The following is a 14,605-nucleotide window of genomic DNA, read 5'->3' on the forward strand; positions in this document are numbered from 1 at the left end:
GTCCTGGACGGCACCACGCCCGGCGGCTGAACCTCAGAACCCGCCGCCGCCGAAGTCCCCGGAGTCGAAGTCCGAGCCGGACAGGTCGCCGCCCTCGTAACCGGCGCCGAAGTCGCCATAACCGGAGCCGTAGTCGGCCGCGTAGGCGGGCGTGGCCATCATGTTGCCGAGGACCGTGCCGACCAGGAGGCCGGGCAGCAGGCCGCCGCCGAAGTAGCCGCCCGCCCAGGGACCGTAGGCCGGGCCCGCGTCCCAGTAGGGGCGGCGGCCCTGGTCGGTGTCGACCTCGCGCGTCACCGGGTCGCGGCCGTCGGCCAGACGGGTCGCGTCCGCCGCGCAGACCGGGACCTCGCGCGGGGAACCGCCGGGCGGCGTCCAGGTGGCGTCGGTGACGGAGGGGCCGTGCCGGGGGTCGAAGAAGCAGGGCACCCGGCGCTCGGGAAGCGGCCGGCCCTCGCGGCGCGCGGCGAGCTGGGCCAGGGAGAAGCGGCCGTCCTCCAGGGCCTGGGTGACGGCCCGCACGTCCTCGGGCCTGCCGGCCGCCGCCATGAACGACTTCGCCTGCTCGTACGCGTCCAGCGCCCGCTCGTAGTCCGCCCGCATCGCGTCGTCGGCGCCCGCCTCGGCGGGGTGGAAGTCCAGCCGGTCCAGTTCCTCGCCGAAGGCCGTGATGTCCTCGTCCACCACCACCCGCAGCTTCTCCAGCGCGGCCCGCTGCTCCTCGGCGTGCCGGCGCCGGTTGCGCCGCACCAGCGTGTACGCGCCCGCTCCGGCGGCCACGAGCACCGCGCCGACCGTGATCAGTGCCGTGCCCGACATCCCGCCGCCGTCGTCCGCGGAGCGCCAGGTCGACGGCGCCGAGCCGCCCATGTTGGTGAGCGCGGCGGCGGTGAAGTCGGTCAGCTGGGCGCGGGTGTCCTCGCCCTCGACGGTGGTCACCAGGTTCCGCACGGCCGCCCTGGGCAGGACCGAGGAGTCGGCGCGGGCGTCGAAGGCGTCCCCGAGCCGGACCGCGTAGACGCCGGTGATGCCGGTCGCCGTGCGCAGCTTGGTGAACAGGTCCTTCTTCGGGTAGTCGGCGGGCAGCACGGCGACGAACAGCGGCCGGTCCGCCTTGGTGATCCGCTCCGCCAGGGCGTCCGCGTCCTTCGCGGACAGCTGGGCCGCGGCGGCCGGATCGACGTAGACCGGACTCTTCCGCAGGGCCTGGCCGATCGCCGGGACGCTCGTGACGGCCGGGGTGCTCGCCCTGGCCGACGCGGGCGGGGCGGTCGCCGCCAGCGCGGCCAGGGCCGTGAGCACCAGGGCGAACAGCAGCCCCGGAAGGCTTCGGGTCCGTACTGCGGCCTGCGCGGTGGCCTTCATACTCCGACGCTACCCGAAGCCTCCCGGAAGAGACCTCCCCGGCCGCCCCGTCAGGCCGCCCGGTACGCCTGCGTCAGCTTGCGCACCGCCTCTCCGTAGCGACCGGTCAGCAGGAGGTGTTCGGCGTCGGCGAAGGGCGCGGCGACGGCGGCCGTCATGCGCAGGCCCGCCTTCTGCTGGACGATCAGCCGGGCCTTTTCGACGAGCGCGCGGCCCCGGTCCCGGGCGCCGGCCCGCTCGGCCGCCCCGGCCGCGGCCGTGAGCGCGGCGAGCGTGGCCGCTCCGCCCTCCGGGACCGCGGTGAGGGTGGTCAGACCCCAGCCGTACGGGAACTGCGGGTCGTACGTCGGATCGCCCACGTTGATCGGCAGCTGGGCCTCGGACCTCGGCCAGGTGACGGGCAGCCGGCCGGTGAAGGGGCGCCTGCCGTACAGGACGTCCGCGACGCCGTCGCCCTCGGTGCCCGGCAGCCAGGAGGCGACCAGGGCGTCGATGTCGCCGAGCCGGTCGCCGACGAGCTGCGGCCGCCCGGAGACGATCAGCACCGCGCACTTCATGGCCGCGCACACCTTGTCGACGGCGGCCCGGTCGGTGGCGGACAGCTCCAGGTCGTGGCCGTTGCCGACGTCTCCGACGCCCTCGGCGTACGGCGTCTCGCCGACGACGACCACACCGACGTCGTACCCGGCGGTCGGGGCGGAGGCGTCCTTGGAGTACGTCAGCCCGGCGGAACTCTTCCGCATCGCCTCCAGGATCGTCGTGCCCGGAGTGATGTCCCCGGAGGAGCCCTGCCAGGTGACGGTCCAGCCGCCGCTCTGGTTGCCGATGTCGTCGGCGTTCGACCCGGCGACGTACACCTTCTGCGACTTCCTCAGGGGCAGCACGCCACCGGAGTTCTTGAGCAGCACCTGCGACTCGGCGGCGGCCTGGCGGGCCACGGCCCGGTGCCCGGCGGAGCCGATCCCCGACGCGCCGCTCGTGTCGGCGTACGGCTTCTCGAAGAGCCCGAGGCGGAACTTCTGGGTGAGGATGCGGGAGACGGCGTCGTCGATCCTCTTCTCGCTGACGCGCCCGGCCCGCACCTCTGCGACGAGCGCGGTGTGCAAGTCCTTGTAGGCGTAGGGGGCCATGACCATGTCGACGCCGGCGTTGACGGAGGTGCGGACGTCCGAGGCGTAGTCGCCGGGGATCTGGTCGATGCCGTTCCAGTCGCTGATGACGAAGCCGTCGAAGCCGAGCCTGTTCTTCAGGACGCCGTTGATCATGTCGGCGCGGGCGTGCATCTTCACCGGGCCCAGACCGTCGCCGACGACGTCGAGCGAGGAGTACGACGGCATGACGGTGCCGACGCCCCGGTCCACGGCCGTCCGGTAGGGGGCGAGGTGGATCGCCTCCAGCTGCTTGCGGGTGACCGTGGTGACGCCCTGGTCGATGGTGTAGGTGCCGGTGGTGGAGGAGCCGTACGCGGTGCCGCCGTCGCCGACGAAGTGCTTCGCGGTGGCGAGGACCTTGTCGTCGTCCTTCAGATCGCTTCCGTCACGGGCGCCCTGGAGGCCCTGGATGACCGTCTCCATGGACTCGACGAGGGCCGGGTCCTCGCCGAAGGACTCGTAGGAACGGCCCCAGCGTTCGTCACGGGTGACGCACAGGCAGGGCGCGAAGTCCCAGGGGACGCCGGTGGCGCGGACCTCGGCGGCGGTCACGGCCCCGGTCCGCTGGGCGAGCCGGGGGTCGCGGGTCGCGCCGATGCCGATGTTGTGCGGCATGACCGTGGCGCCGACCAGGTTGTTGTGGCCGTGGACGGCGTCGACGCCGTAGACGAGCGGGATCTGGAACCTGGTGGCCCGCGCCCGGAGCTGGAAGGAGTCGATCATCTTCGCCCAGGCTTCGGGGGTGTTGGGCGTGGGTGTCGAGCCGCCGCCGGAGAGCAGCGAGCCGAGGTCCTCGGACGCGATGTCGGCCCCGGTCCCGACGGCCCCGCGCTCGGCCTGGGTCATCTGGCCGGCCTTCTCGGCGAGGGACATGCGGGCGACGAGATCCGCCACCCGCTTCCGCACGGGAAGCCTGCTGTTCAGATACGGCAGCCCGTGCGCGTCGATGACGATCTGCGGGGTCTCTGCGGGGGCCTTGGCGCCGGTCACGGTGAGCTTGAGCGGTACGGTCTCGGCGGTCTCGGCGGCCGCCTTGTCCTTCAGCGTGTGGACGCGGACGGTCCGGGTGGTGCCGGAGGCGGTGCCCGCGGGGAAGGTCAACTCGCCCTTGACGGAGGTGTAGTCGGAGGGGGAGGCGGAGCCGCCGGCGGTCTCGTAGGCGACGGTCACGGGCTCGTCGATCGGCACGGAGCCGGTGGTGGCGACGGTGACCTTCACGGTGGCCGTGCCGCCCTCGTGGACCGGGTACACGGCGGAGTCGGTGAGCACCGAGGCGCGCAGCGACTGGTCGGCCCGGCCGTACAACTCGACGCCGTCCATGGCGAACCGGCCCGGTGCGCCGACGGGGAGGGTGAGGGCGTACCCCCACATCTGCGTGAGTCCGAGGACGTGGTCGATGCCGCCGACGGGCTGGTAGTCGGTGCGGTACACGAAGTCGGTGAAGGGGATCTCGATCTGCTTCCAGCCGGCGAAGTCGTCGGTGAAGGAGGTCGTCCACAGCTCGGAGGCCTCGCCGTTGGCGCCGCCGTCCTTGAGTTCGAGGGCGATCTTCCTGCCGTTGTCCTGTCCTTCCCACCACAGGCGGATGCCCTTGTGGGCGGACCAGTCGTGGGCGGGTTCGGCGAAGGCGAAGTCGTGCGTGAAGCCGCCGTAGCCGCTGATGTCGTAGGTGCCGGAGAGGACCTTGTCGCCCTCGGGAGCGTCATCTCGGCTGCTCAGCTGCAGAGTTGGCGGGTCGTCGGTGTCACTGCCCCAGGTGAAGAGGCCGCCCGCGGGCGGGTTCGCGAAGGGAACCTCGCCCTCGAAGCGGTCGACGGGGAGCGGGGGCGGATCGTCGGCCGCGCGGGCGACGGCCAGAGGCAGCAGGGAGGTGAGCAGGGCGGCGGAGACGAGCAGGGCGGTTCTTCGCATGGACCTTCCCTCGACTCTCAGGGGTCACACAGGACTTACCTCACGGCGTGAGTGAACTGAGGGCGCGCACATCCGTCAAGACGTTGCGTCCGGCCAGGCCGCCCCGGCGCCGTCGTCAGTCCTCCGATGGCCTGATCGCGAAGTCGCACCACACGACCTTGCCCGGGTCCCGTTCCCGCATGCCCCAGTCGTCGGCCAGCGCGGCCACGAGCAGCAGTCCGCGCCCGTGTTCCGACTCCGGTGCCGGGGCCGGGGTGCGGATCTCCCCCGGGCCGCTGTCGTGGACCTCCACGCGGAGGACTCCGTCGACGAGCAGGGCGAGGTCGAGGCGGAAGCAGCGGTGGGGTGGAACGCCGTGGAGGAGGGCGTTGGTGGCGAGTTCGCTGACGCAGAGGAGGACGTCGTCGCTCCGCTCGGTCACGCCCCAGTCGGTGAGGGTGACGCGCGTGAGATCTCTGGCCACGGCTACTGACCTGCGATCGCGGGGGTAGAGGGCGGTGCGCGAGTGGAGGAGTTGGGCTGGTGAGTTCACGAGACGACTGTCACAGCGAGTAACTACTGTGGGGCAGTGAGTGAGGTCGTAGTTCTGATCGCTACGAGCTCACTACGAGGACCTGGGGTGCGCGCGGGGGAAGGGGACGGCCATGTCGAAGAAGGTCGGTTCGTGGCAGGCGGTCGGTGCGCTCGTGGCGCACTTCCGGAAACAGGCGCGGCTGACGCAGGAACAGTTCGCCGAGACGGCGAGCATTCATGTCGACACCGTGCGGTCGATCGAACAGGGGCGACTGGCGCTCCAGCCGGACCGGGCGGAACAGTTCGACGAACTGCTGGCCACGAAGGGGGCGTTGGCGCTGCTCGTGGAGCGGATGCCGGTGCGGGAGAAGGTGGTGCAGTTCGCGCAGTCGTTGGTGGATCACGAGCAGGAGGCGGTCAGCTTCCTGTCGTACGAGAGTCTTGCGATTCCTGGACTGCTCCAGACACAGGACTACTGCCGCGCCGTCTTCAACTGTCGGTATCCGGCCATCGGCACCGAGACGGCCGAGCAATGGGTCAACGCCCGCATGGAACGACAGTTGATCCTGCAACGGGAGCGGCCTCCGGTGTGCCACTTCGTCCTGGAGGAGAGCATCCTCCAGCGGCCCGTCGGTGGTCCGGAGGTGATGCGGGAGCAGTTCCGCCGGATCCTGGAGTACACCGAGCCCATCCACATGAGCTTTCAGATCATGCCTACGTCCGTGACCCCGCATGCTGGACTCGGCGGACCGATGGTGCTGCTGGTGACGCCAGGGCACGAGCGCCTGGTCTACCTGGAAGTACAGAGTGCCAGCTTCCTCGTTGAGGATCCCGACGAGGTCAGGGACTATGAACTGAAGTATGGAATGCTGCGGTCACAGGCCCTCTCGCCGCGCGAGAGCGTACGCCTCGTGCACGGATTGCTAGGAGAACGATGAGCACCGCACTTCAGTGGATCAAGTCCAGCTACAGCAGCAGCGAAGGCGGCAACTGCATCGAGGTCGCCACCCGGCCGTCCGCCGTGCACATCCGCGACTCCAAGAACACCGGCCCCAACCTCACGGTGGCGCCCGAGACTTGGGCCGCCTTTCTCGGGCTGGCGCGGCGGGACGAGATCAAGTAGAGCGGGGCATGTCCAGCGGGGGGTATGCGTGGCGCGGCAGTGGGGAGCGGGCCGCCTATGAACGGGCCGTCAGGGCCAGGCTGAAGGACCAGCGGCTGCGTGAACTGCTGGAGCGGCGGCCCACGGTCACCGAGGACGCCGTCGTGGCGGCGATGTGCGCGGAGTCCGTCGTCCCGCACGTTGTGGGCACGTCCGCCCGGACGTTCACACATCGTCTGCACCTGCGCGCGGGGCGGCTGACCGACAGCCATCGCTGGGCCACTCCCCAGTCGCCCACGCTCTCCGCGCTCGGCGGGACGGACGACTGCGCGACCTTCGCCTGCGGTGGCGGCTGCGCCTTCCTGTTCCTTCTGGGGCTGCTCACCTCCTGGGGAGCCTCCAAGCTGCTCGCCGCTCCGCTCGCCCTGCTGCCGGTCCTCACCGTCCTGACGTTCGTCCAGGCCCGGCGGGCGGTACTGCGCAGCCTGCCGGACACCGACCCGCCGTCCGTGTGGCAGGCGGCTTTCGTGGCCGCCCCACTGGTCCCGCTCATCTTCTTCCTCTGGCTGCTGGAGCAACTGACCGCCGCTCTCTGGATCCGGGACCTGCGGCGGGGACAACTGCCGCGCACGGTGGACCGGGTCGTCGAGGAACTGCTCGGCGACGACCGCGGCACCCTGCTCGTCACCAGCAGCCATGAGGGGCTGCGCTCACCCCGCGGGCACTACTTCGTCCATAACGGCTCCGCGTCCGAACTGAACCGCAAGATGGACCAGTTGGACGGCGGGGTGATCGCCGTGAGCGGGCCCCGCGGCGTCGGCAAGACGACGCTCATGGAGAACTGCGTACGCCCCGACGACTTCGCCGTGTTCGCGCACGCCCCCGCCACCTACGCCCCGCACGACTTCCTGACCTCGCTGTTCGTCACGGTCTGCCGGACCTACATGAGCCGGGCGGGCTACGACCCGCCCGAGTTCGTGCGGCTGTCCTACGCGCGCAGAGCCGTCCGCGCGCTGTCCCGTCCCCTGGGCCGCGTGCTGCGCCGGCTGGCCTTCGCCGTGCCCGCCGCGGCCCTGGTCGTCGCCGGTCTGTACGCCACGGAACGCACCCTGGAGGCGAATCACCGGCCCTGGGCTCAGCGGCACGGCGAGGAGCTGTGGGAGGCGTTCACAGGCTTCGTCCGGGACGTCTTCGAGGGCCGGAAGCCCGAGGCGGCGCTCTGCCTCGCCGTAGCCGGGATCGCGCTGTGGGTGCTGCGGGACTCCAGTGCCTTCTCCCACTGGGTGCGGGCAATCACCCGCACCCTCTTCCGCGTGGTCACCATCGGATTGATGGTCGGCCCGGTCGTCTCGCTCTACCTGGACGACCAGTTGCGGCAGCGGGCATCGGCCATGGTCACGTGGTGGTCGGTGTCGCTGTTCTTCCTGTGGATGGTGTGCGGCTTCCAGTACCTCAACACCGACGCCGGACGCCTCACCCGGGTGCTGTGGTGGCGGGTGGACCGGGCCCGGTTCTACGGGCCGCCCGCCAAGCTGATCCCGCTGGTGGCGCTGGTCCTCGCCGCGGTGGACGAGGGCACCCGGCCCCTGCTCACCGACCCCGATCACTCGGTGCGGGTCCTGGTGTTCCTGCTCGGGGCGCTGCTGCACAGGCTCGGCAGGGGGCCCTGGTCGTTCCTGCGACCCGCCCCCCGCCTGGTCGTCGAGTGCCGTGATCACCTCTACCGGCTCCAGACCGTGCAGAGTTCGAGTGCCGCGCTGACCTCCGGTGCCGCCGCACAGTTGCTCACCCTGGGTTCCTCGCACACCAGCACCCTGACGTCAGTCCCTCCCAACTACCCCGCTCTCGTGGGCGAGTTCCGGGAACTGCTGACGCGGATCGCGGTCGACGAGTGCCTCAGGGGGCACCGGGTCGTGATCGCCGTGGACGAGCTGGACCGGCTCGGCACGGATGTGCAGGCCCTGGCGTTCCTGGGGGAGATCAAGGCGATCCTCGGGGTGGCGCACGTGCACTACCTGGTGTCGGTCGCGGAGGACGTGGGTGCGGCGTTCGTGCGGCGGGGTTTGCCGCACCGGGACGTGACGGACAGCTCGCTGGACGACGTCCTGCACGTGAGGCCGTGCGGGGCGGCCGAGGCGGGCCGGATCCTCGCTCGGCGCGCGCCGGGCATCGGCGAGCCGTACGTGCTGCTCGCGCACGCCCTGTCCGGGGGCCTGCCGCGGGACCTGATCCGTTACGCGCGCCGCCTGCACGAGATCAAGTCGGCGACCCGGCAGGCCGAACTGCCGGACGTGGCGGCCCTGTTGATCGTGGAGGAGCTGTCGGAGACGCTGGCCGGCTTCAGAACTCTGCTGGCCAAGCAGGCATGGCGGGCGGGCGACCCCGACGTGCTGGGGCTGTTCCGGAGCGTCAGCGCGCATCTGCGGGCCGCCTGTCCCTGTGCGGAGCCGATGGAGGAACTGAAGCGGGCGCTGGCGCGGCTGGCGGCGCCCGACACAGCCGGGCTGGGCGAGACGGCGGGTCGGCTGGTGGACGAGGCCGCCGCCTACGTCTGTCTCTCCCTGACCCTGCTTGAGGTGTTCGCGCTGCCCGACTTCAACCCGCGCCGGGAGCAGGCCGAGGGCTCGCCCGGCGGGGCCCCGGACCTGCTCGCCGAGGCCCGCCACGAGCTGTCGCTGTCGCCGTACACAGCCCGGCACGTCATCGACGGGATCCGGCGGGCCTGGGGGCTGTCGCCGGTCGTACCGGAACCTCTGGACGCGGCGGCGGTCGTACCACCGCCGCGCCGCCCTGAGTGCGAGCGCCACCGGGTGATCCGCCCGGTGGCGCGGGGAGTGGTCAGGACCTACTCCGCCGGCTCCACGCCCGCCCGCAGCAGGCCGTAGGTGTACGCGTCCTCCAGGGCCTGCCACGACGCCGCGATCACGTTCTCCGCGACGCCCACCGTGGACCACTCGCCCGAGCCGTCCGAGGTGGAGATCAGGACGCGGGTGGTGGACTGGGTGCCGTGGACGCCTTCGAGGATGCGGACCTTGTAGTCGACGAGGTCGAGCTTGGCGAGCTGGGGGTAGATCTTCTCCAGGGCCACGCGCAGCGCGCGGTCGAGGGCGTTGACCGGGCCGTTGCCCTCCGCGGTGGCGACGATGCGCTCGCCCTTGGCGAAGAGCTTGACCGTGGCCTCGTTGGCGTGGCTGCCGTCGGGGCGGTCCTCGACGATCGCCCGCCAGGACTCGACACCGAAGTACTTCAGGGGCCTGCCCTGCACCTCGGCGCGCAGGAGCAGTTCGAAGGAGGCGTCCGCCGCCTCGTAGGTGTAGCCCTTGAGCTCGCGCTCCTTGACCCGCTCGACGACCCGGGCGACCAGCTCGCGGTCACCGCCGAGGTCGACGCCGAGTTCCTTGCCCTTGAGCTCGATCGAGGCGCGGCCCGCCATGTCGGAGACCAGCATCCGCATGGTGTTGCCGACCTGCTCGGGGTCGATGTGCTGGTAGAGGTCCGGGTCGACCTTGATCGCGGAGGCGTGCAGCCCGGCCTTGTGGGCGAAGGCCGAGACGCCGACGTAGGGCTGGTGGGTGGAGGGGGTGAGGTTGACGACCTCGGCGATGGCGTGCGAGATCCTCGTCATCTCGCGCAGCTTGCCGTCGGGCAGCACCTTCTTGCCGTACTTGAGCTCCAGGGCGGCGACGACCGGGAAGAGGTTGGCGTTGCCGACCCGCTCGCCGTAGCCGTTCGCCGTGCACTGCACGTGGGTCGCGCCCGCGTCCACGGCGGCGAGGGTGTTGGCGACCGCGCAGCCCGTGTCGTCCTGGGCGTGGATGCCGAGGCGGGCGCCGGTGTCGGCGAGGACGGTGGCGACGACCGCCTGGATCTGCGCCGGGAGCATGCCGCCGTTGGTGTCGCAGAGGATGACGACACAGGCGCCGGCCTCCGAGGCCGTGCGTACGACGGCCTTCGCGTACTCCGGGTTCGCGCGGTAGCCGTCGAAGAAGTGCTCGCAGTCGACGAAGACGCGACGGCCCTGCTCCTTCAGGAAGGAGACCGTGTCGCGGACCATCTCCAGGTTCTCGTCCAGGGTGGTCCTCAGCGCCAGCTCGACGTGCCGGTCGTGCGACTTCGCGACCAGGGTGATCACCTCGGCGCCGGAGTCCAGGAGGGCCTTGACCTGCGGGTCCTCCGAGGCCTTCCCGCCCGCCCGGCGGGTCGCGCCGAAGGCGACGAGCTGGGCGTGCCTGAACTCGATCTCCTGACGGGCGCGCGCGAAGAACTCGGTGTCCCGCGGGTTGGCGCCGGGCCAGCCGCCCTCGATGAAGCCCACGCCGAAGTCGTCCAGGTGCCGTGCGATGGCGAGCTTGTCCGCGACGGTGAGGTTGATGCCCTCCCGCTGGGCGCCGTCGCGCAGGGTGGTGTCGAAGACGTGGAACTGATCGTCGAGCTCGCTGGTTGCGGTCATGGTCTCAAGGCTCCTGAGGTTTGGATCTCGGTCGTACCGGAATGACCGGCTCCACCGCCCCCACATACTCCCTCGCGCTCTCGCCTCCGGCTGCGGGTGGGCCAGAAAAAGCGAAAAACCCCTCGCGGGTGCGAGAGGTCTGCGCGCGGGTCGAGGACGACGGTGTCCACCCGTACCTGGTCGTACGTGGCGGTCACTGCGGACCGGCGCGCCTGCTGCCAATAATCATGGCGAACGAGAGCACGGGGGAATTCTGGCACAGACCGCCCCCGTGCTCACCCTCCGTCTCAGGATGCGAGCACTGCGGTGATCATCGCGGTGCCCGAAGGCGATGTACCGGCCGGAGTGGTCGATGGACGGGGCCTTGTCGCCGACGACCCGGGACGACCCGGGCGGAAGGTCACGCGTCCGCGAGGAGGCCGTCGTCGAGGAACTCCCGTACGTGGCCGAGAACGGTCCCCCGGTCCGTGCCGCGCAGCCCGATCGCCACATGGATGGAGAAACCGTCGAGCAGGGCCCGCAGCCGGGTCGCGAAGCGGTCCGGGTCCACGGTCCGGAACTCCCCCCGCGAGACCCCCTCCGCGAGCAGGGCGACCAGGTCGCGGTGCCAGGCGCCCTCGATCGCGGCCTGGCGTTCGCGGGCCTCGTCGTCGGCGTTCTGCGAGCGGTTCCAGACCTCCAGCCACAGCGTCCAGTGCGGGTCGCGGTGGCCGTCGGGGACGTACAGGTCGACGTACGCGTCGAGCCGGGCACGGGCGGTCGCCGTGCGGGTGAGCAGCCGGGCGCGCTCGGCGCCGAGCCGCCCCTCGCTCCACTCCAGGGTCTGGAGCAGCAGTTCGTCCTTGGAGCGGAAGTAGTACAGGAGGTGCCCGCTGCTCATGCCGAGCTCGCGGCCGAGGGCGGCCATGGTCAGCTTCTCCAGGCCACGTTCCGCGATCATCTCCATGGCCGCGGCGAGGATCCGCTCGCGCGGCGGGGCGGGGGTGCGGCGCGGGGCACTCATACGGCGTCCACGCGCACGGCGCCGGGCGGCTCGGTCGGCCGGCTTCCGCGGGCGGCACAGGTCAGCACGTTCACCCGTACGTTCTACCCGACCGGCGTCCGCGGCTGCTGCTGGGTGATGCAGTGGATGCCGCCACCGCCCGCGAAGATCGTCCGCGCGTCCACCAGCGTGACCGTGCGGTCGGGGAACAGCCGCCGGAAGACGCCCGCGGCGAGCTCGTCGCGCGGGTCGTCGAAGCCGCAGAGCACGACTTGGCCGTTGCAGAGGTAGTGGTTGATGTAGGAGTGGTCGACCCAGTGGCCGTCGGCCTCCAGGACGGTGGGCGCGGGCACCTCGACGACCTCCAGGCGCCGGCCGCGCGCGTCGGTCGCCGAACTCAGCAGGCCCACGACCTCCTTGGTCACCTCGTGGTCGGGGTGCGCCGGGTCCGGCTGGACGTGTGCCACGACCACGCCGGGGCGGGCGAAGGCGGCGACGATGTCGACGTGTCCCTGGGTGCCGTACGTGCCGTAGTCGCCGGTCAGGCCACGCGGGAGCCAGATGGCCCGGGTGGTGCCGAGCCTGGCGTGGATCTCCGCCTCGACCTGCTCCCGGGTCCAGCCGGGGTTGCGGCCGGCACCGAGCTGGACGGTGTCGGTGAGCAGTACGGTCCCCTCGCCGTCGACGTGGATCGCGCCGCCCTCGTTGACCAGCGGGCTGCTCAGCACCGGTACCCCGGCGAGGTCGGCGACCTGGCGGGCGATCTTCGCGTCGTGCTCCCAGCGGGCCCAGTCCTGGCCGCCCCAGCCGTTGAACACCCAGTCGACGGCGGCCAGTCGCCCTTGCTCGTCGTGGACGAAGGTCGGCCCGATGTCCCTCATCCACGCGTCGTCCAGCTCGCGCTCCACCAACTCGATGCCCGGACCGAGCAGTTCGCGCGCGGACTCGGCGTGGCCGGGGCCGTGCACCATCGTCACCGGCTCGGAGCGGCGCACCGCGTGGGCCACGGACGCCCAGGCGGCGCGGGCCGCGGCCAGTTCCTCGTCGTCGGTGAAGGTCGGGTTGGGGCCGGGCCAGGCCATCCAGGTGCGTTCGTGCGGGGCCCACTCGGGCGGCATGCGGTAGGTCATCAGGGGTCCTGTGAGTCCTAGAGGAAGTACAGACGGTTGAGGGAGACCGAGTCGGCCGGGGCGGAGGTGAGCGGCTCTCCGTCCAGCGTCACCAGGCCGGTGTGCCGGTCCACGTCCACCGCTCCGGTACGGGAGTTGAGGCGCAGGTCGGCCGGGCCGATGCCGCGGGTGCCGTGCACGGCGACCCTTCTCCTGCGGGTCGGCAGCCGGTCGCCGCCCTGGTCGAGGGCGGCCCGGGCGACGAAGGCGACGGAGATCTCGGCGGGGGTGGCGCCGTGCGCCCCGAACTGCGGTCCCAGGACGAGGGGTTCGCAGGTGTCGGTGGCCGCACCGGGGTCGCCGACCACGCCGTAGGCCGGGAACCCGGACTTCAGGACGAGCTGCGGCTTGGCGCCGAAGTACTCCGGCCGCCACAGCACGAGGTCGGCGAGCTTGCCGACCTCGATCGAGCCGACCTCGTGCGAGAGGCCGTGCGCGATGGCCGGGTTGATGGTCAGCTTGGCGATGTAGCGCAGCACGCGCGCGTTGTCGTGCTCCTCGGGCGCCCCGAACTCGGCCTTCATCTTCCCGGCCATCGCGAAGGTACGGCGGACCGTCTCCCCGGCCCGTCCCATGCCCTGCGCGTCCGAGGAGGTGATGCCGATGGCGCCCAGGTCGTGCAGCACGTCCTCGGCTCCCATGGTCCCGGCGCGGATGCGGTCGCGGGCCATGGCGGCGTCGCCGGGCAGGTCGGTCTTGAGGTCGTGGACGGAGACGATCATGCCGTAGTGCTCGGCGACGGCGTCCCGGCCGAAGGGCAGGGTGGGATTGGTGGAGGAGCCGATGACGTTCGGGACTCCGGCCATCTTCAGCACGTTCGGGACGTGTCCGCCCCCGCAGCCCTCGATGTGGAAGGCGTGGATCGTGCGGCCGTCCAGCACGCTCAGGGTGTCCTCGACGGACAGGCACTCGTTCAAGCCGTCGCTGTGCAGGGCGACTTGGACGTCGTGCTCCTCGGCGACCCGGAGCGCGGTGTCCAGCGCGCGGGTGTGGGCGCCCATGTCCTCGTGGACCTTGAAGCCGCTCGCCCCGCCCTCTGCCAGTGCCTCGACCAGCGGGGCCGGCGCGGACGACGAACCCCGGCCCAGGAAGCCGATGTTGACCGGCCAGGCGTCGAAGGCGCCGAACGCGTGCCCCAGCGCCCAGGGCGAGTTGACGCCGACGCCCCACACCGGCCCGAACTCCTGGCCGATGACCGTGGTGACCCCGGACGCCAGCGAGGCCTCCATGATCCGCGGCGACAGCAGATGGACGTGGGTGTCGACGGCCCCGGCGGTGGCGATGAGCCCCTCGCCGGACACGATGGAGGTACCGGTGCCGACGACGACGTCGACCCCGTCGAGGGTGTCGGGGTTCCCGGCCCGCCCGATCGAGCAGATCCGCCCCTCACGGATGCCGATCGAGACCTTCCGGATGCCGAGCACGGCGTCGATCACGACCACGTTGCTGACGACGACGTCACAGGTCTCCCGCACGGCGGCGGCCTTGAGGTGCAGCCCGTCCCGCGCGGTCTTGCCGAACCCCGCGAGGAACTCGTCACCGTGCCGCTGCGAGTCCTCCTCGACCCGGATCACCAGCCCCGAGTCACCGAGCCGCACACGATCGCCGGCACGGGGGCCGTGGGTGGCGGCGTACTCGTGGGGCGTGAGACGGCGAGCCTCAGCGGGATGCCCGGACGGACGGCTCATCGCACGGCCTCCTCGTCGACCTCGACCTCGACCGCGCCCCGATCAACGGAGAGCAACACCTCGCCGCGGGACCCGGGCGTGTCCGGGGACCCGCCGGCCGCCCCGCCGAGGCCGACGCCCTCACGAACAATGCCGCTGGACGCGGTCCGTCTCACCGGACACCTTTCCGACCAAGCCGTCCCGGACAGGCCGACGCCCCCACGACCACGGCCGACCGACACGGAACACCCCATCGAGCCCCCTCCCCGCCGAGCCGCCCCGGACAGGCCCACAG

General features: G+C 71.6%; 11 protein-coding genes. 3 read left to right on the forward strand and 8 right to left on the reverse strand.

Annotated features, from left to right (window positions below; translation table 11 throughout):
* Positions 1–33 precede the first annotated feature (33 nt).
* The 3 genes from EHS43_RS20250 to EHS43_RS20260 form a co-directional block, all read right to left on the reverse strand.
* Entirely contained in the window at positions 34–1,365 is a 1,332-nt protein-coding gene (locus EHS43_RS20250) for a hypothetical protein (RefSeq protein ID WP_125192181.1), read from the reverse strand.
* Between the two features lie 50 nt (positions 1,366–1,415).
* Positions 1,416–4,427, reverse strand: a complete 3,012-nt coding sequence (locus tag EHS43_RS20255; protein WP_125192182.1) for a glycoside hydrolase family 3 N-terminal domain-containing protein — start codon at positions 4,425–4,427, stop codon at positions 1,416–1,418.
* Positions 4,428–4,542: 115 nt separating this feature from the next.
* Complete coding sequence (locus EHS43_RS20260) at positions 4,543–4,959, reverse strand: ATP-binding protein (protein ID WP_125192183.1); 417 nt, start codon at positions 4,957–4,959, stop codon at positions 4,543–4,545.
* Positions 4,960–5,071: 112 nt separating this feature from the next.
* Between EHS43_RS20260 and EHS43_RS20265 the strand changes: the two genes are divergently transcribed.
* Genes EHS43_RS20265 through EHS43_RS20275 form a run of 3 tightly spaced genes read left to right on the forward strand, consistent with a single transcriptional unit; the run spans position 5,072 to position 8,927 of the window.
* Positions 5,072–5,878, forward strand: coding sequence for a helix-turn-helix transcriptional regulator (locus tag EHS43_RS20265; RefSeq protein WP_125192184.1), 807 nt, complete (start codon positions 5,072–5,074; stop codon positions 5,876–5,878).
* Positions 5,875–6,063 (forward strand): DUF397 domain-containing protein, encoded by a 189-nt coding sequence (locus EHS43_RS20270; RefSeq protein WP_125192185.1) that lies wholly within the window; start codon positions 5,875–5,877, stop codon positions 6,061–6,063. The genes EHS43_RS20265 and EHS43_RS20270 overlap by 4 nt, the downstream gene beginning before the upstream one ends.
* A gap of 8 nt (positions 6,064–6,071) precedes the next feature.
* Entirely contained in the window at positions 6,072–8,927 is a 2,856-nt protein-coding gene (locus EHS43_RS20275) for a hypothetical protein (protein WP_125192186.1), read from the forward strand.
* Here the strand turns inward: EHS43_RS20275 and cimA are convergent.
* The 5 genes from cimA to EHS43_RS46535 form a co-directional block, all read right to left on the reverse strand.
* Positions 8,888–10,492: a citramalate synthase gene (cimA, locus tag EHS43_RS20280; RefSeq protein WP_125192187.1), complete on the reverse strand. Its 1,605-nt coding sequence runs from the start codon at positions 10,490–10,492 to the stop codon at positions 8,888–8,890. The two genes, EHS43_RS20275 and cimA, sit on opposite strands and share 40 nt — an antisense overlap.
* Before the next feature lie 400 nt (positions 10,493–10,892).
* Positions 10,893–11,495, reverse strand: a complete 603-nt coding sequence (locus tag EHS43_RS20285; RefSeq protein ID WP_125192188.1) for a TetR/AcrR family transcriptional regulator — start codon at positions 11,493–11,495, stop codon at positions 10,893–10,895.
* A gap of 83 nt (positions 11,496–11,578) precedes the next feature.
* Complete coding sequence (locus EHS43_RS20290; RefSeq protein ID WP_125192189.1) at positions 11,579–12,604, reverse strand: agmatine/peptidylarginine deiminase; 1,026 nt, start codon at positions 12,602–12,604, stop codon at positions 11,579–11,581.
* 17 nt (positions 12,605–12,621) lie between these two features.
* Entirely contained in the window at positions 12,622–14,331 is a 1,710-nt protein-coding gene (locus EHS43_RS20295; protein ID WP_125192190.1) for an urease subunit alpha, read from the reverse strand.
* On the reverse strand, positions 14,328–14,486 hold the full coding sequence (locus EHS43_RS46535; RefSeq protein ID WP_185806326.1) for a hypothetical protein: 159 nt from the start codon (positions 14,484–14,486) through the stop codon (positions 14,328–14,330). Before EHS43_RS46535 ends, EHS43_RS20295 begins: the two co-directional genes overlap by 4 nt.
* Between the last annotated feature and the right edge of the window lie 119 nt (positions 14,487–14,605).

This window comes from Streptomyces sp. RP5T, from assembly GCF_003933965.1.
Lineage (GTDB): Bacteria > Actinomycetota > Actinomycetes > Streptomycetales > Streptomycetaceae > Streptomyces.